Origin of the sequence: Rhodococcus sp. WMMA185, assembly GCF_001767395.1 — a bacterium.
GTDB lineage: Bacteria > Actinomycetota > Actinomycetes > Mycobacteriales > Mycobacteriaceae > Rhodococcus_F.
In genome coordinates this window covers 3,827,721-3,844,427 of record NZ_CP017014.1, presented here as the reverse complement: position 1 = coordinate 3,844,427, position 16,707 = coordinate 3,827,721, and the positions used below count along the sequence as shown (strand labels likewise).

19 protein-coding genes are annotated in these 16,707 nt (G+C 65.0%); 9 read left to right on the top strand and 10 right to left on the bottom strand.

Annotated elements, in window-relative coordinates; translation table 11 throughout:
• Positions 1 to 113 precede the first annotated feature (113 nt).
• The 3 genes from BFN03_RS17305 to BFN03_RS17295 all read left to right on the top strand — a co-directional run bounded on the left by BFN03_RS17305 (position 114) and on the right by BFN03_RS17295 (position 2,892).
• Positions 114 to 1,034 carry a DUF4328 domain-containing protein gene (locus BFN03_RS17305; RefSeq protein WP_070380044.1) on the top strand — a complete coding sequence of 307 codons (921 nt, stop codon included), beginning with the start codon at positions 114 to 116 and terminating at the stop codon, positions 1,032 to 1,034.
• Entirely contained in the window at positions 1,031 to 1,795 is a 765-nt protein-coding gene (locus BFN03_RS17300) for a glycerophosphodiester phosphodiesterase (protein ID WP_070380043.1), read from the top strand. Before BFN03_RS17305 ends, BFN03_RS17300 begins: the two co-directional genes overlap by 4 nt.
• Before the next feature lie 182 nt (positions 1,796 to 1,977).
• On the top strand, positions 1,978 to 2,892 hold the full coding sequence (locus BFN03_RS17295; protein ID WP_070380042.1) for a DUF5926 family protein: 915 nt from the start codon (positions 1,978 to 1,980) through the stop codon (positions 2,890 to 2,892).
• Between the two features lie 57 nt (positions 2,893 to 2,949).
• Here BFN03_RS17295 and BFN03_RS17290 read toward each other — a convergent pair whose 3' ends face one another.
• Together BFN03_RS17290 and BFN03_RS17285 are read right to left on the bottom strand one after the other, a co-directional pair.
• Positions 2,950 to 3,495 carry a ferritin gene (locus tag BFN03_RS17290; protein ID WP_070380041.1) on the bottom strand — a complete coding sequence of 182 codons (546 nt, stop codon included), beginning with the start codon at positions 3,493 to 3,495 and terminating at the stop codon, positions 2,950 to 2,952.
• A gap of 81 nt (positions 3,496 to 3,576) precedes the next feature.
• On the bottom strand, positions 3,577 to 4,395 hold the full coding sequence (locus BFN03_RS17285) for a M15 family metallopeptidase (RefSeq protein ID WP_070380040.1): 819 nt from the start codon (positions 4,393 to 4,395) through the stop codon (positions 3,577 to 3,579).
• 291 nt (positions 4,396 to 4,686) lie between these two features.
• On the opposite strand from BFN03_RS17285, the gene BFN03_RS17280 reads away from it, so the two are divergent.
• Entirely contained in the window at positions 4,687 to 5,742 is a 1,056-nt protein-coding gene (locus tag BFN03_RS17280; RefSeq protein WP_070380039.1) for an RICIN domain-containing protein, read from the top strand.
• 46 nt (positions 5,743 to 5,788) lie between these two features.
• Here the strand turns inward: BFN03_RS17280 and BFN03_RS17275 are convergent, their stop codons facing one another.
• On the bottom strand, positions 5,789 to 6,991 hold the full coding sequence (locus BFN03_RS17275; protein ID WP_232320312.1) for an LCP family protein: 1,203 nt from the start codon (positions 6,989 to 6,991) through the stop codon (positions 5,789 to 5,791).
• On the opposite strand from BFN03_RS17275, the gene BFN03_RS20680 reads away from it, so the two are divergent.
• Entirely contained in the window at positions 6,937 to 7,236 is a 300-nt protein-coding gene (locus tag BFN03_RS20680) for a hypothetical protein (protein ID WP_198163509.1), read from the top strand. The two genes, BFN03_RS17275 and BFN03_RS20680, sit on opposite strands and share 55 nt — an antisense overlap.
• A gap of 19 nt (positions 7,237 to 7,255) precedes the next feature.
• Here the strand turns inward: BFN03_RS20680 and BFN03_RS17265 are convergent, their stop codons facing one another.
• Positions 7,256 to 8,074: a CPBP family intramembrane glutamic endopeptidase gene (locus BFN03_RS17265; RefSeq protein WP_070380037.1), complete on the bottom strand. Its 819-nt coding sequence runs from the start codon at positions 8,072 to 8,074 to the stop codon at positions 7,256 to 7,258.
• A 37-nt stretch (positions 8,075 to 8,111) separates the two neighbouring features.
• Positions 8,112 to 8,870, bottom strand: coding sequence for a DUF2470 domain-containing protein (locus tag BFN03_RS17260; protein WP_070380036.1), 759 nt, complete (start codon positions 8,868 to 8,870; stop codon positions 8,112 to 8,114).
• Between the two features lie 95 nt (positions 8,871 to 8,965).
• Here BFN03_RS17260 and BFN03_RS17255 point away from each other — a divergent pair, with 95 nt between their 5' ends.
• The 4 genes from BFN03_RS17255 (at position 8,966) to BFN03_RS17240 (ending at position 12,764) form a co-directional block, all read left to right on the top strand.
• The gene (locus BFN03_RS17255; protein WP_070380035.1) at positions 8,966 to 9,667 is read left to right on the top strand and encodes a hypothetical protein; all 702 of its coding nucleotides are present in this window, start codon (positions 8,966 to 8,968) and stop codon (positions 9,665 to 9,667) included.
• 54 nt (positions 9,668 to 9,721) lie between these two features.
• Positions 9,722 to 10,639 (top strand): prephenate dehydratase, encoded by a 918-nt coding sequence (pheA, locus tag BFN03_RS17250; protein ID WP_070380034.1) that lies wholly within the window; start codon positions 9,722 to 9,724, stop codon positions 10,637 to 10,639.
• Entirely contained in the window at positions 10,636 to 11,307 is a 672-nt protein-coding gene (locus BFN03_RS17245; RefSeq protein ID WP_070380033.1) for a histidine phosphatase family protein, read from the top strand. Before pheA ends, BFN03_RS17245 begins: the two co-directional genes overlap by 4 nt.
• A 62-nt stretch (positions 11,308 to 11,369) precedes the next feature.
• Positions 11,370 to 12,764 (top strand): lipase maturation factor family protein, encoded by a 1,395-nt coding sequence (locus BFN03_RS17240; RefSeq protein ID WP_198163285.1) that lies wholly within the window; start codon positions 11,370 to 11,372, stop codon positions 12,762 to 12,764.
• A 1-nt stretch (position 12,765) separates the two neighbouring features.
• Here BFN03_RS17240 and BFN03_RS17235 read toward each other — a convergent pair whose 3' ends face one another.
• The 5 genes from BFN03_RS17235 to BFN03_RS17215 all read right to left on the bottom strand — a co-directional run bounded on the left by BFN03_RS17235 (position 12,766) and on the right by BFN03_RS17215 (position 16,614).
• Positions 12,766 to 13,560 (bottom strand): ESX secretion-associated protein EspG, encoded by a 795-nt coding sequence (locus tag BFN03_RS17235; RefSeq protein ID WP_070380031.1) that lies wholly within the window; start codon positions 13,558 to 13,560, stop codon positions 12,766 to 12,768.
• On the bottom strand, positions 13,557 to 14,708 hold the full coding sequence (locus BFN03_RS17230; protein WP_070380030.1) for a PPE domain-containing protein: 1,152 nt from the start codon (positions 14,706 to 14,708) through the stop codon (positions 13,557 to 13,559). The genes BFN03_RS17235 and BFN03_RS17230 overlap by 4 nt, the downstream gene beginning before the upstream one ends.
• A 34-nt stretch (positions 14,709 to 14,742) precedes the next feature.
• Positions 14,743 to 15,048, bottom strand: a complete 306-nt coding sequence (locus tag BFN03_RS17225; protein ID WP_070380029.1) for a PE domain-containing protein — start codon at positions 15,046 to 15,048, stop codon at positions 14,743 to 14,745.
• 119 nt (positions 15,049 to 15,167) lie between these two features.
• Positions 15,168 to 15,518 carry a metallopeptidase family protein gene (locus BFN03_RS17220; RefSeq protein ID WP_070380028.1) on the bottom strand — a complete coding sequence of 117 codons (351 nt, stop codon included), beginning with the start codon at positions 15,516 to 15,518 and terminating at the stop codon, positions 15,168 to 15,170.
• Between the two features lies 1 nt (position 15,519).
• Positions 15,520 to 16,614 carry a septum formation family protein gene (locus BFN03_RS17215; protein WP_070380027.1) on the bottom strand — a complete coding sequence of 365 codons (1,095 nt, stop codon included), beginning with the start codon at positions 16,612 to 16,614 and terminating at the stop codon, positions 15,520 to 15,522.
• Positions 16,615 to 16,707: the final 93 nt, after the last annotated feature.

Below are 16,707 nucleotides of genomic sequence, written 5' to 3'. Positions count from 1 at the left end.
GGAATTCCTGTGGTTCAGATCACAGATTTCGTGCGCGAGGAGAGATTCGACAGCCAGCTCCTTGCACACCCAGGTCATGAAACAATCGGCAATGTGAAGTGGGTGCGCCGGGTATGAGCCTCGTTCAAGTGTGTGCGCGATGTGCGGGCCGGTGGCCGGTGGTCGGCGCTCCGACGCAGTGGTGCCCCCGCTGTCACGGAGTGCTGCTGGCTCCGGTCCGGACGGACCAGCACCTGCCACCCGATCGGCGAGGCTTCCGCTGGATTGCGCGACCGCCATCGCAGCGCTCCGGCCTTGCGCCTGATCACCCGGTGGCGAGTCCGACGCCGCGCTACACGGAAATCCCGCGCTGGGGATTGCGCGATCGGATCGAGATCCCTGTCGTACGCCGCGACTGGCAGAAGCTGCTCGCCGACAAGACGGCCTTCTTTCTCACTTTCGCCGCGAGCCTCTATGGATTGGCAGTGCTGGCCGAAGTGGCCCGGTACGCCATCCTGGTCCGCAACCGGACCCGGCTGATCGACCCAGCGGTTCTGGCGGTGTCTGATGCCACGGTGTTCGTCAGCCAGGTCGGCGGCGCGGTCTTCGCGCTGCTGTCGGGAATCAGCGCCGTGTGCTGGCTGTTGCGGATTCGTCGTCGTACGTTCGATCGATCCAAGATGTCGGACCCGCGGTCGATGGGAGAGGTGATCGCCGGGTGCGCCGTTCCTGGGCTGAACCTGGTGATGCCGGGGGTATTCCTACTCGAGGTGATCGGTCGGGATCCGCGGGCGGTCGCACTGGTTCGCGTGTGGTGGAGCCTTTGGGTCTTCGGTGCCGCGCTTGTCGTTTTCAACTGGTTCTGGCGCTCGCGCCCCGGGTTGCAGGTCATGGCAGACGGTGTGCTCCTGTCCGCGTTCACGGCGCTGGTCGCGTCCGCGACCGCCGTCGCGACGTTGATGGTCGTTCGCAGGCTCGAGGGGCGGACTCTCACGGGATCGAAGGGCGCGATCACCCGCTGGGTCATCGCGGACCGGGAAGCGCTCGCATCGTGAGCCCCGACCGGCGAGGACCTTTGGTGGTGGCGCATCGCGGCGCGTCCGCGGCTCGGCCCGAGCACACCCTTGCCGCGTACGAACTGGCACTGGAAGAGGGTGCGGACGGCCTCGAGTGCGACGTGCGACTCACCCGAGACGGCCACCTCGTATGCGTCCACGATCGCACTGTCGACCGAACCTCGTCGGGTACCGGCGTCGTCAGTGAGATGACGCGCGACGAGCTGGCCGATTTCAACTACGGCACCTCCGATGAACCAGCCGGCCTCCTCGAACTGAGGACCCTGATCGAGTTGACGCTGGATTGGTCGGAACGGCCGGTGAAACTGTTCATCGAAACCAAGCATCCCGTCCGCTTCGGCAGTCTCGTCGAGAGCAAAGTGCTCGCCGAGTTGCAGCGCTTCGGCATCGGGGCACCACCTTCCGCCGACCATGCGCGCGCGGTCGTGATGTCGTTCTCCGCGAGTGCTGTGTGGCGGATCCGCCGGTCGGCGCCGCTGCTCCCGACGGTCCTGCTGGGCGAATCCGCCCGTGTCCTCGGCGGTGGTGCGGCGACAACCGTCGGGGCCACCGCAGTCGGGCCATCCGTGAAGACCCTGCATGAGCACCCCGACATCGTCGACAGGGCCGCGGCGGCGGGACGCGCCACCTACTGCTGGACCGTCGACAGCCGCAGCGACGTCGAGCTGTGCCGCGAACTCGGCGTCGGTTGGGTGGCCACCAACTACCCCGGCCGCACCAAGAATTGGCTCGAATCCTGACCCACGTCCCTACGGGCAACGAAATAGGGGGCGACGGATGCGATTCGTCGTGCCAATCGTCGGTGCGGGGATAACGCGCCACAGGGTCCAAGCGAACGAGCCGTGTTGGCGCAGCCCGTAGCGCTTCCGCTTCTCCCTCGGCCGCTTTGGTGCCTTTGCCGAACGGTGTAGGTTTTGGCTTCGTGGGAAAGAAAAGCAAGAGAAACAGCGGTCCGAAGCCAGGCAATGCCCGCGCCGAGAAGATGGCGCAGCGACGGGCGGAGCGAGAGAGCGCTGCGGCGGCAGTGACCCGGCCCTTCCAAGGTCTCGCCGCCGAATGTGATCTGGTGGCGCTGCGCGAATTCGTGCCGTCGGCGACGGCCCCGCTTCCCTTGAAGGATTCGCAGCGCCAGGTGACGCTGGCGACGGTGCTTCCGGGCGCAGTCGCGGCACTGGTCCGGGAGGAAGGGGACGATGCCACCGGGTTCGTCGGGGTGCAGGTCCAGGTGCATTCGGCCGATCTCGGTGCCGACCTGGCCGCATCGATCGTCTGGGCTCAGGAGTCCGCCCCTGGTGAGTCGCTTACGTTCGCCGACCCCGGTTCGGAGACGCCCGCACTCGCCGATGTGATCGACGCCGATGCGCTTCTCGACATCACCGTGCACCAGGACTTCGATTGGTGGATTCCCGAAGGGGTGGAACCGACCTCAGAGGTCGCGGCCACTGTGCAGCACGCGAATGCGGCGATCATGCCCTCGGCCCGAATCGAAGCCGACGGCATCGTCGGGGCATGGTGGGTCGACGCGGGCGAGAGGGCTCACTTGCGCTGGGTGCGCCCCGAGGACGAAGACGATCTGATGCTCGCTCTCGCGCGCGTGCATGCCGCCGGCGGTCTACACCTCGGTGAGGGTTCCCGGTATGCCGGATCGTTCCGGACGCACGGACTGCTGGTCCCGGTGTTCGACCTCGATCGGGAGAAGCACCCCACCGAATGGGCAGCGGGGACCATCGAACTCGGTGAACGGCTGACCCAGGCTCTCGCCGTCGACGCGCCTCTCACCAACGAAGAACGACGCGCCCGCGACGGCCTCCGCGGCCGCCAGGTCACGCTGAGATAGGCGCGCTCCAAACGTGCGTGGTGGGGTGACGTGTGCAGACCCACCACGCACGGGCGGTCAGATGGAACCGCCAGCCGCCTTGGGTGCCCCGGCTGTGGCTGCGACGTCGCTCATCTCGCGCGCGACGAAATTCTCGAGGTCGAACAGGTTGCCGCCCGCACGATCGGCGATGGTCAGCAGAGTCGTCATGCTCGCGACCTCCTCGACCTGTTCCGCGAGGAACCACTGCATGAACTGCTCGCCTAGATAGTCGCCCTCCTCGCGGGCAGTGCTCGCGAGATGCACGATCTGTTCGGTGACCGTCTTTTCATTGCTCAGCGCGAGGGCGATCGGTTCACGCGCGGATTCGAATTGCCCCTTGGCGGGGTCCACACCCGGCAGTTCCACGTTGATGTCGCGATCCAAGAAGAACTGAATGATCATCATCGCGTGGTTGCGTTCTTCGACGGCCTGCTTGTAGAAGTGCTTGGCCAACTGCGGCAGGTCTGCATTGTCGAAATAGACTGCCGATGCAAGGTATTGGTGTGACGCGTTGAATTCGTTCCTGATCTGATCGTGAAGCAGACCGAGGAACTTTGTGTTGTGCGCGTCAATAGATGTCATGGCGCAACAATAGCGCTGGTCAGAAGCCATGTCATGCAAGTTTCGCCTTAGTATGGCAAGGGTTTCCATAGTTGGGCTCGGTCAGCTGAGTGAAGCCTGGTCGATGGGAAAGTCGAAGTAGGTGTCGGGGAAAGGCTCCGGTTGATAGGTGAAGTGCCACCATTCGACTGGCAAGTTGACGAAGCCTTGCTTCTCGAGGCCATCTTTCAGTAATAGCCGGTTGTTCAGTTGCTCGCCCTGGATGCGCGGATCGAGGGTGTGGGCAAGAGTGTCGAAACAGTCGAACCCGGTTCCCATGTCGATGGAGTTGTCGGGAAAGCGTTCCTCACGCGGTGCCGCGCAATCAGTCAGAGGCTCCCCGGGAACGTAGGGTCGAGTCGATTCGGCGGGGAGTTTCACGAGTGTCATGTCGGCGGTGCTCCCGCGGCTGTGTCCGGAGCGCTCGTCGATGTACCCGTCGCGGAACAGGTTTGCCTTGTCGACGCGGGGATAGAATTCGGCCTTCATCCGCTGATCTGAGAGATCCTCGGCCCAGGCTACGAAGTTGTCGACAGCCCGCTGTGGTCGGTAGCAGTCGTATACCTTCAACGAGTACCCCTGCGTGAGGAACTCCTGCTGCGCTCTTTCGAGCGCCTCGGCTGCCTCACGTGTAAGGATGCACATCGGCTGCCTGTAGCCGTCGACAGGGCTACCGGTGAAGTTGTGCGGCGTGTAGTAGCGGATCTCTTGCAGGATCGTTGGATCGAAGTCGTGCAGTGACACGAAGTCCGTGGGTGCAGTGGGTGCCGTGGGTTCCGACGGTGCGGTGGCGGTGGGCGCCTGGCAAGCGGAGACGACGAGCGCTGTGGCGACAGTCAGAAGACGCAATAGGGTGCGGCCTCCACGCGAAATCCTTGGCATGATCGCAACTTTCTCTCCTGACCGAGCGGCCGTGTGGTCGGTGGTGCCATCGACGAGTATTCCGCATAGACGCGAGTAACCCGATTTCCTGGAGTTCGGTGCTGTTGCGTAGCGGTTCCGGCGGTTCTGCCGACATTCGCATGGTCCGATCGGGGGATGCGCAGACAGACCGAGAAGAGTCCGTTCGGGGGACAGACGCGGCACGTGTATGCGGGTGAGATTCTCTTTGCCGCCGATTATTCCGAGTCTGCAGCGTGTTCACGCACCTAGCGCACGCTAGGAGAAACTTGTATGAAACTTGTACCAGTTCGTCCACCGTTCATCGTCGGGGTTGCTGCAGTCGTCGGGGTTGCACTTATAGGCAACGGGTTCAACTCGTTGGCGCAGAGCCCCACCATCTCCACGGCACCGCAGATACGGCTCGTGGGGATAGCCGACGATTTGTTCCCAGGGATCAGCCAGGCCGCCATCGACGCCGCCGACGAAGGAAACAGGACCGGTGACGCCAGATTGGCTGCCTCCAATCAAGTCCTCAACTTGGTCGGCGGGTTGGTCGGCGTTCCGCCCTCGGAGGTCACCGAGGAGGACGCCATCTCACCAGTTCAGGGCGGAGCTTCTCCCGTCAAGAGAGCCCACGACGTGGTGCAGGCGAGGCTAGCCATCGCCGACGACCCGAACGGCAACCAAGACGACATCACTCCCATGGAGCTCGCCATCGCGGCGACTTTCATCGAGGAGCTCTTCGCCGACATCGACTTCAACAACCCTGACCCCGACGAAATAGCCCGCGATCAGGCTATTCTCGACGAATTCGGATCCGGCCTCGACCTACGGGCTGCGATTGACGACGTACGGCGTGCCGATCTGATGCTCGCGACCATGATCGATTTTCCGGTGTACGGGCTTGACGGCCGGGTGGTGGACATCGTCGACGGCGTAACTACCGACGGCACTCCTGTGCAGATGTGGGACCACACCGGGGCCGGGAATCAGCAGTGGAGGATGGCCGGTGGTCGGACGGCGATCGTCAACCCGCTCAGCAACAAATGCTTGCAGGCCACTCCGGCTCCGACCACGACACCCGATGGTCTCTACCCCAACGGCAGCGAAGTAAGGATCGCCGAATGCTGGTTCAACACGGGTCAGATAGAGCAGACGCGGCAGGTGTGGCTTGTCGATGATGCGGTCACCAACGGCAGCCCGGAAGGTGGTCGAATAGTCAACTTGGCGGCCGGGAAGTGCTTGGATGTGACCGACAATGTATCTGCCAACGGCATCCGACTTCAGTTGTGGGACTGCACCGACGACGGCCCAAACCAGAAATGGAACTTCCCTCCCTTGAGGTGAGTGGAACTCGCTGACGCCACCCCGGCCCGGGCGTACTCCCTGTATGTCACGGGCCGGTGGTGACCAGTTCGGGGGGAAGCTGTTGGTCGTTCGCGAGGGCGCCGAAGAACTGGGAGGCCCGATCGCGGTCCCACACCACCACGTTTCCGGATCCGGCGACATCCTGGAAACTGGCGATGGGAACTGTGGTGGTGACCATGTCGCCGCGCAACGCCCAGGCCAGAGCCGCAAGGTTCCAGATGTGGTCGCGCTCATCGACACTCAACGAAGCTGCGATGCCGGTGATCAGCGGCCACACCCGGAACGGGTTGAGCCAGGTTTCCGGGCTGGCGACCTTCGTCATCAGCGCCGACATGAACATTCGCTGGTTGTCCATACGGTCGATGTCGGCGAGCGCCGTGGCGCGACTGCGGACGAACCCTAGAGCCTGCGTTCCCGACAACTCTTGGCAGCCAGGCCCGAGGTTGATTCCGGCGAGGGGGTCGTCGATGGGGTTGTCGAGGCACATCTGGACGCCACCGATCGCATCGACCATGCCGGCGAACCCGTCGAACCCGATCTCCGCGTAGTGGTCCATGTGCAGGCCGGTGGCCTCCTCGACGGTCTGCACCAGAAGCTGTGGACCGCCGAAGGCGAACGCCGCGTTGATCTTGTCCTGGCCGTACCCCGGAATCGGCACATAGGAATCGCGGGGAATGCTCACCATCGTGGCCGGACCGCTGCCGCTGGGGACGTGCACGATCATGATGGTGTCGGTGCGGCCGCCCCCGGTGTCTCCGCCGGTCGAGAGCTCCTGTTCCTGCTCCGGGGTCAGCCCTTCGCGACTGTCGGAACCGACCAGCAGCCAGTTGGTGCCCGGGGTATCGGCGATTCGGCCGGGATAGGCGGCCAGCGCGTCGATTCGGTTCAGGGTGGTGTCGAGGTAGTACGTCGCGCCCGCGAGCACCAGGATCAGCAGCAGGAACAGGATGCCGATGCCTCGGCCCCAGCGCCGCTTCCGTTTTGGACGACGCTGTCGAGGCGGCTCTGGGGGGCGCGGTCGCGTGGTCGATGGGGGTGGCGGTCGATGGCCGGGCGCGCCCGGCGGCGATGCGGGCTCATCCCGATACGGTTGCGGTACCTGGGTGGGTGCATGGCCTCGAGGCGGCGCCGAACGTACCCGCTGGGGTTGAGGGGCGTGCGAAGGAGGCGCCTGTGACCACGCCCGCTGCGGGGCGGGCGGCGCACCCCGTCCGGTCCGACGGATCACCTGGGTTCCCTCGGCAGGCGGTGCAGGGGAGCCGTGCGGGGGAGCCTCTCCGCGGGGATGGGGCGGTGGAGGACCTGGGCGTGGAGGGCCTGGCGGGGGCACCCGTCCTGGCTGCGGAGGCAAACCCTGGCCACTGGGAGGAATTCGACGGTTGGGTGGCGGCGGCACCGGCTGTCCGCCCCGCGCTCGCCGTCGCGGACGAGGTGGTAGCGGAGGTTGGGGATTGTCGCCGGTCATCGGCATAACTTTACTGCTCCGGCACGGCTACGGGATCCAACCGACGTGCCCGCGCAGGGCGGCATAGCCGACGAACGCGACCGAGTCGATGGTGGCGTGGGCGATCACGAGAGGCCACAATCGCCGAGTCTTCTGCCAGTACCGACCGAAGACCAACCCCATCACCACATTGCCCAACCCGCCGCCGAAGCCCTGGTAGAGGTGGTAGGTGCCGCGGAGTATCGCCGATGCGAAGAGCGACGAGTTCTCGCCCCACCCCAGTTGCCGGAGTCTGGTGATCAAATAGGCGACAACGAGCACTTCCTCGGCGCCGGAGTTCGCGATCGCCCAGAGGATCAGCGCGGGCAGGCGCCACCAGTGATCCTCGATCGTGCTCGGGACGACGGTGAGGTTGGCGCCGATCGCGCGAGCGACGAGGTAGAAGCCGAGTCCGGGGAGCCCGATGAGCGCCGCGAGTCCGACACCCTGTGTCGCGTCGGGGCGCCAGCGGAAACGGCCCAGCCCGACGCTGCGCGGCCCGTAGCCGCTGCGCCACAGGAGATACAGACCCAACGCGGACCAGGCGAGCAGTTGGACGACGCCGAGCAGCTGCCGGGCCGCATCGATGAACGAGTTCTCCGCACGGGAGACATTGAGGGCAACAGCCTGATCTGCCAGGGTGCCCGGCGTGAGTAAGGATTCGGACAGGGACAGTACCCCGGACAGCGCGTTGGCGCCGAAGGTGACGAGCAGGACGATCGTGATCTCTATCCACAGGCCGCGCCGTTCGCGGTCGGTGGGTGGTGGCGTGGCCGGTTCGGGTGACGAGGGCCTGAGCCAGGAGTCGATCGCTGCGCGCGAGATCACGCAGCCCACGCTAGCTGCTGCCCAAAGCGAATATCGTTCAACTGCGCGCGCGGAGCCCGTTGAGGAAAGGGCAGCCCGCGAGCACCCGGAGGGCCCTGCTCAGCGCGGTGACGTCGTCTACCGGCGCCGCGAACGGCAATCGGATATCGCGGTCGCCGAGGGCGCACTCGACGCGCAGTCGCAATCCGTAGCGGTCGATACCGAGTGGACGGATGCGTTCGCGTCGGATGTCGCGCGGCAACTTGCGCGACAGTACGTCGAGAAGCTCGCGGTGGTCTTCATCGAGATGCAAGAGCCATGCGGATTCCGTCTCCCGGAATGGGTCGGGCCGGGCGGCGAGCAGGTCCTCGATGTCGACGGACTCGGCGCCACTGGAGTCGGCAATCACGGCGGTTTCGAGATGTAGTTGCAGCAGCGTCGCGTCGTGCCCGACATCGAGGAGGCCGGGGTGCGGGAATTCGGATGCCACCTCGTCGGCGAGCGAACGGGCGTGGGGTTCACAGAGTGCATGTAGATTGCCGCGCAACCAGACCAGCGAGCGTACGGGTTCGCGCAGCGCGAGCGGGGAGTTGTCGGTGTACTCGAGTAGGGCGGGGATTGCGCCGGTGAGCCGGGACAGCGTCGCTGCCACAGAGTCGTTCGGCACAGCCACGACTATGTCGCCCTCGGAACGCATGTGGGCCACCGTGGTGCTGGTGGGGGCGCTGCCTTCGACCGCGAGTACCGCGTTCTCGATCCGTGCGCATGAACTGCGCAAGCGCTCGGCGGCGGACGGTCCGGTTCTCGCAGCGGGCATGAGGCCTCCTTCGATCAACGCTGTATTGAGGTAATCCTAACCTAAGATAGGTCACGTGCGAATGGCAAGACTCCGGCGGCCACTACGGTGACAAGGTGGCAATACCTCTTTCCCTCAGCGTTCCGCGCCGCCGCGGACCACAGTCGTTGCTCGCGGAACTGCTCAGTTCGTCCACCGACCCCGGTGATCGCTTCGACCCGCCGACCGGCGGCGCATTCGGCCCGCCGGTCGTATCGGCTTCCACCTTGCTCGGCTCAGCAGGAACCGACGCGGGCAGAGTCATCGTCGGCCTCGACGTCGACCCGGCCGAATTGCAGACCCGCGCGCAGGCGTCCTACGAGGCAGTCCGGTTCCACCTGGACTGTCCGGCCGGCCGACTCAGGGATGCTGTGGCGCTCGGATTGCCGTCGCCGCTAGCGGTATTCGTCACCCCGACCGGCGACGACGTCCGGCTCGCGGAGGCGGTGCAGCAACTCGTGGACGCCGGGTGCATTCCGGGGATCGTGAGTGGACGTGCCGTAGGCGAACTGGCCGATGTACTTGCGGTCCTCGCGCACTCCGATGTCGGATTCGTCGCGCGGGCGCAAGATTCGGCCGAGGTGCTCGCGCTTCTGTCTGGAACGGTTGCCTCGCTTTGTGGCGACGACATCCGTCTGGCACTGGAGAATCCCGAGCCCGCGAGATTGCGCGCCCTGATTCCCGAGGCCGCGGAGGCCGTCCACCACGTTCTGCTCGGGGTCGAGGTGCCAGACCCGTCGCTCGTCGGTCGTGAACTTGCCGCCCTAGGACTGCGATGAACAATCACTGGCAATGCGGCGGAAGGCCGCCGTTCGGTGCGTAATCTCGTAGGCGTGCCAAAAATCGCGTATTTCGGACCTTCGGGAACCTTCACGGAGATGGCGCTCGCCCAACTCGAGGCGGCGGGAACCATCGACGGACCTGCGGAGAGGCTTCCGGCTACCAGCCCGGCAGCCACCCTTGCGATGGTGCGGGACGGGCTTGCCGACGCAGCCGTCGTCCCCATCGAGAGCACCGTCGAGGGCGGGGTCGTGCCCACGCTCGATGCCCTCGCGCTCGGTGAGCGATTGCAAATCGTGGCGGAAACGGAGTTGGACGTGCAGTTCACGATCCTGGGAGGACCCGGGATCGAGAGCCTGGATCAGATCCGCAGCATACGGGCGTATCCCGTTGCGGCGGGGCAGGTGCGGTTATGGCTCGAGGAGCACTGTCCCGGCGCCGAGCTCCAGTCGGCGTCGTCCAACGCGGGCGCGGCCGAGGATGTGGCCAACGGTCTCGCCGACGCCGCGGTGTCTACCGCGCTGGCAGGAAAACGGCTGGGTCTGCGCACCCTCGCCGACTCGGTCGCGGACGTGCAGGGCGCGCGCACGAGGTTCGTGCTCGTCACGGTGCCAACACGGATTCCGGAGCGTACCGGGGGCGACCGCAGCTCTGCTGTGCTCGAGCCGAACAACGTACCGGGATCGCTCGTTGGTGTTCTCTCCGAGTTCGCCACCCGGGGAATCGATCTCATCCGGATCGAGTCACGTCCCATCCGCACCGATCCGGGAACCTACCGATTCTTCGTGGACTGCATCGGGCACATAGACGATCCGCTCGTCGCCGAGGCGTTCCGTGCGCTGTATCGCAAGTCGAAGCTGCGGTTCCTGGGGTCGTGGCCTGCAGCCAACCCGAGCGGTCCACCCCCGCCCTCGGAGGGTGACGCGGCGGACTGGATCGAACGACTTCGGCAGGGGGACAGGGCATTGTGACCGGAAACTTGATCCTGGTCAGGCACGGGCAGACCGAGGCCAACATCGAGCGCAGACTCGACACCCGACTGCCCGGCGCCAGGCTGACGCCTGAAGGCATCTCGCAGGCCGAAATGCTGGGCACTGATCTCGCGGCGTCGGTGCGGACCGCCGCGCTCGTCTCTTCGCAGGCATTGCGGGCGAGGCAGACTGCCCGCTATGTGGAGATCGCGCTTGGGATCACCATCGACGTACGGGAGGGACTGCACGAGGCTCAGGCGGGTGAACTCGAGAACCGCAGCGACGAGGAGTCGCACAAGCTCTGGATGAAGACGTTTCATCTGTGGCACAACGGTGACCGAAATGCGCGCGTGCCCGGCGGTGAATCGGCCAACGACGTTCTCGAACGGTACGTCCCGGTGGTGGAGTCCCTGCGGCAGCAATATCTGTCTGACCCGGCGGAATCTGGAGACGTCGTACTTGTCAGTCATGGCGCCGCGATCCGAATCGTCGCTGCTCACTTGGCACAGGTTCCCGGAGCCTTCGCTGCCGGCAACCACCTTCCCAACACGCAATCGGTCGAGTTGGCTCCGCTGGCGGATGGGGGCTGGGAATGCGTGCGCTGGGGAACCGTCGTTCCGCCGTTCGACAAACGAGTGTTTCCGGAAGCCGACATCCCGATGGGGTGATCGCCGGGTGTGCCCCGGGGTAGCGTGAGGACGGAGGAAACCGTCTTCAAGGGGTGACGGCGGTGGAATGGTTCGTAGCGGGAGACTATTCACTCGGCCGGATACTCGTCGCCGAGGGGCTCGCGGCTATATATCTCGTCGCCTTCTTGGTGGCACGCAACCAGTTCAGGCCGCTAGTAGGCAGCCACGGAATGCTGCCGATCCCGAATTTTCTTCGCGCGGTCGGCTTCAACCGGGCTCCGAGTATTTTCCATCTGTACTACTCGGATCGGTTCTTTGCAGTGGTCTGCTGGACCGGATTCGGGCTGTCTCTGGTCGCAGTGCTGGGTCTGACGCATCTCATGCCACTGGCCCTGTGCATGCTCGTGTGGTTCGCGATGTGGGTGCTGTACCTGTCCATCGTCAACGTCTCCGGGCTCTGGTACAGCTTCGGCTGGGAATCTCTGCTGCTCGAGGCAGGATTCCTCGCGATCTTTCTGGGTAACACGTCGGTCGGGCCGCCACTTCTCGTACTGATCTTGCTGAGATGGTTGCTGTTCCGGCTCGAATTCGGGGCCGGGTTGATCAAGATGCGCGGCGACCGATGCTGGCGCAACCTCACATGCCTGTTCTATCACCACGAAACCCAACCAATGCCCGGACCGCTGAGCTGGTACTTTCACAACCTGCCCAAACCCCTACACAGGGTCGAGGTGCTCGGCAATCACTTCACGCAACTCGTCGTGCCGTTCGGGTTGTTCGCGCCGCAGCCGGTGGCTGCCATCGCTGCGGCGATCATGATCGTCACCCAATTGTGGCTGGTAGCGAGCGGGAACTTCTCCTGGTTGAACTGGTTGGCGATCGTTCTCGCCCTGTCTGTCATCCCGGACAGTGTGTATGAATCGGTGCTACGAATCGACCTCGCTCCCGGCAGCACGTCGGCGCCGATTCCCTTCGTCGTGCTGGCGGCCTGCGTGACCGCACTTGTTGTCGTGCTGAGCTACTGGCCGATCCGCAACATGATCTCCCACGGGCAGGCCATGAATGCCTCGTTCAACAAGTGGCACTTCGTCAACACCTACGGTGCCTTCGGCAGTGTCACGCGGGAGCGGATCGAGGTGATCGTCGAGGGCACGTCCGACGCACACATCAGCGACGATTCCGAGTGGAAGGAGTACGGCTTCAAGGGCAAGCCCGGTGACGTCCGCCGACGACCACGACAATTCGCGCCGTATCATCTGCGGCTCGACTGGCTGTTCTGGTTCGCGGCGATCTCGCCAGCCTATGCCGAACCCTGGTTCAAGGCGTTTGCCGAAAGGCTGCTGCGGAACGACCGGGACACTCTGAAGCTGTTGCAGCACAATCCGTTCCCCGAAAATCCCCCGAAGCATGTGCGTGCACGGCTCTACCGATATCAATTCACCACTTGGAGGGAGCGCCGTGAGACCGGGGCGTGGTGGAAGCGGGAACCGCTCTAGGTCAACGCAACCGGTCCGCCAGCGACTCCAAACCTTGCCGCAGCCGCTGTGGCGTACCGGGGCTGAGTGAAGACCACGCGACACCGTGCGCGGAGACGCTCGATGTGCCCACGATTCGGCCGGCTCGGGTGTCGAAGACGGTGACCGGTCCACCCACCGGATCGTACTGGCCGTTTCCGTAGACGATTCCGACGATCTCGGCGTAGGTCGTGCAGGTCGCTATCGCACTGCCGAGGGCAGCGGCGTCGGCCGCGCCCGCGCCGAGTCCGGTGAGGGCGGCGGCGAGTGCCTTGCCGTCCTCGCTCTGATCGAAAGCCTCGCTCAGTTGCGCGGTCGGCGCGTTGAGGACACCGAAGTTCATGGGTGTCGCAGTCCCGAGGGCGCCGATCACGGGTGCGATGATGTCGGCGCCGGCGTCCTGAATGACGAAGGTGTCGTCGGCTCGCATCGCGAGTACCGAGACGGATTCGCCCTGAGACACACACAGCCTCGAGATGTTGCCGTCCACGTGCCAGCGCAGCGCGATCTCCCAGTAGGGTCGCGCCAGAACCCGCAGCCTGTCGGCGAGTTCTGGATGAACCTGGCCGCCGGGAAGTAGATCCCGAGCGGCGAGCGTGTCGGCCGCGGCACGCAGGGCCGCGTCCCGCGCATCGAGCAGGTCGTACCGCGGCGCCACGTCGAGCACCACTGGCAGTACGTCGAGCGACAGCGCGTCGACGAGGTAGTCCATTTCGTCGAGGCTCAGGTGTACCGCGGCCAGGGTCGGCACATTCGGTTGAGTACCGAGGTCGATCACCGTCCGGTCTCCTGCTGGTCGGGATTCGCACCGATCACCGAGGGGATGACGGTGCGGCCGTCGGAGAAGTGCTCGAAATTCCTGAGATAGTCGGGGGTGTCCCGCTCGTCGTCGTCCGGAGAGTTGGTTGCAGCCCCACGTCCGGCCATCATGGGTCCGTTGCTCGTGGCTCCGCGCCCCGTCGAGGTCGAGTTCGCGTCGGCTCGAACCTCGCCGATTGCGCCGCCGGTCGGGGTGCCTGGTCGGGGACCCTGTCCGGGTCCATCGGTCTTGCCCCAGCCTTCCGGCAGTGTCGCCCCACCGGCAGTCGCACCGATCGCGGTGCGTGCCGACGCGGCGCTGGTGCTCGCCGCCGCGCCGCCCGGCATCGGTGCGCCACCGATCGCGGGGGCTGCACCTCCGCCGGTGATAGCCGTCATCGCCGCACCGGCGATATTGGACGCAGCGGAGGTAGCGGTCGTTCCCGCGATGCTGCTGACTTGGGCAGCGGCCGTGGTGACAGCGGGGTTCTGCCCGGCGGACATCACCGCGGCAATCGCGGCGCGGGTCGGATCGAATTCGCCGTCCTCGGAGATTTCCTCGAAGCTCGCGGTCTCTTGGGAGTCGGCCTTGGTGACGATGCGGGGAGGCTCTCTGAAGGTGCGCTTGACCGCGAGTATGTTGGTCGCCGCCTCGTAGCCTTCCATCACGATCGCAGCGCGGATGTCCAATGCACGATCCGCGGCTTCGGCAGCGGCAGCGGTGCCGTTGAGGGCGCCTCCCGTCGAGTACGCCGTGGCCTTCGCGGCCTTGACGGCCGTGATCTCGGGGATGCTGGGCATGGCGAGCGCCGCGGTCGAGTAGGCGCCGGCCTCGATGCCGGCCTTGGCAGCGGTGTCAGCGGCGAGTTCGGCGCATTCGGTAGTCCACGCGGTGAACGGTGCGATCTTGGCTAGAGCGGCCGCTGCGGACGTACCCTGCCAGCCCGCGGAAAGCTCGGCCATGACCCGGACGAGCGTGAGGTTGGCGTCCGCGAAGCTCGCCGACAGCGCAGTCCAGGCTGAGGACGCCACACTGAGTGGCACAGGTCCCGCGCCGGCGGAGAGAGCGGTCGAGTTGGCGGTTGCTCCGCGTGGCAGCCAGATGACACCGGTCAGTCCCATGGTCATGTCTGATCTCCTTGTGGTCTCGAGGCGCTGGTGGTCACATGGTCGACTCGAGAGCTGCCCCGAGCGCGAGGTCTTCCGAGGAGTACACCGCGGCCTGTGCGCGGAGTGTGTTCGCGGTCTCGTGCATCTCGCGAATAGCCTGTGCCACAGCGGGACTGAACGATCCGGAGACGGTGTTGAAGTATTGGGCCGCGTATCGGGATACTTCGTCGCTCCCGGAGGGGAGCACACGGATGGCCGCGGAGTTGAGAGCAACCGATGCTTCGAGGCGTATGGCCAGCGCGTCGAGTTCCGCGGCGGCGGCGATCAGAGCTTCTGGTGCGACCTGCAGGGCTGGCATTGCTTCGAACTCCTCCTTGACCTAGACAGCCGGAAGGTTCTCGCCCCCCGACAAAAAACTAGCTTGATACCTCTGCAACTTGGACGCTGCGACTCGCTCTTCGGTTCCCCCGATCCCCCTCATCCCCAGCCGAGCTCGTGCAAGCGATCTTCTTCTATCCCGAAGTAGTGTGCAACCTCGTGAATCACGGTCACCGCCACCTCGTGCACGACCTCCTCCTCCGAGCTGCAGATATCGAGAAGGGCGCCGCGGTAGACGGTGATCGTATCGGGTAGCGATCCGCCGTAGTGACTGTCCCTCTCGGTCAGTGCTATCCCGTGATAGAGACCGAGTAGGTGGGGGTCTTCTTCATTGCGGTCGTCGACGAGAACGACGACATTGTCGATCGCGGCTGCGAGTGCGGGCGGAATCAGGTCGAGCGCGTCGGAAACCAATTCCTCGAATCGGGCTGGCGTCATGGTGACCGGCACGTCATGCCCCCGGCAGGGGTGCAGCGCCGGGAAGCGGGGTCGGAGTGGATCTACCCTCTCCGATCGGCGGCGGTTTTACAGGTGCCGTGCCGTCGATGAGAATGTCGCCCTTCGCCGAACCCGTGACGGTCGCGAAGCCCGTCTCGGTCTCCTTGCCGATCGAACAATTGATCCGCCTCGAGCCCGCGAGCCAACTGTCGAGGTCGAGGTTGTCCCAGAACAGCGTGAGCGTCTTGTCTCGCAGGGCGTCCGCAGATCCGAGATATTCGTTGGATGCCTGCGTGCACACGTCCTCGAGGTATTCGTCCTGGTCTTCGACGGACGGCATCGGACCGGGGAACCGTGTTGCGAGGTCGACGACGGAGATGACCTCGAAGGCGTGAGGCTGTGCGCAGTCGACGGGATCGCTGGGTACGCCCTGGTTGATTCCGATGCACGAACCGGGATCCCAGATATTGGATTGATCCTGATCTTCCACCCTCCCCGTGAACGGAAGCAGCGTGCCTGCGGTGCTCGAGAACTGAAGACCGCAGCGCAACGTGCGCTCACCGGCCGCCCAACCGCTCTCGCTCGGGAACATGAGGCCTACGCTGAACTTGCCTTCCGGATCGAACTTGGCGCCGAGGTAGTTGCCGACGGAAGGCACGCAGTGTTCGTCCCTGAGCGAGGCGAAGCGCAGCGCGCCGGGGTACCGCGACCCCGGCCCGAATTCGGCACCCGGGTACACGCTGAGATCCAATGCCGAAGTCACCTCGAAGCGGTGTTCCTCCGAGCAGTCGACTTTCGTGACATCAGTTCGGTCCCCTCGAGACCCCGCCGATGTCCAGTCGAGGCAGTCGCCTGCGGTGGCCGAAGCGAAGGCGACATCCTCCACCTTGGTTGCTTGCAACCCGGAACCGCTGGAAATTACGGGTAGATTCTCGCTGCGGTTGAAGCCATCCGCGATCGCTATGGTGGCAACCGCGGCGATCACGGCACCACCCGCGACGGCTGCGAGAGCGCGACGGGTCATGGTCGCGGACATGCGCGGAGGAGTCTTCCGCGGTCGCTTGGGCTTCGGCTGCGCTTCGGCGCCGTTCGACTGATCTGGGGACATCGGTATCCATAATGCCCGTTCGGGCACACAGAACAACAGCCGCGATCGGCATCAACCCTGCGTAACGTCGATCACCATGGGTGACGACCTCCC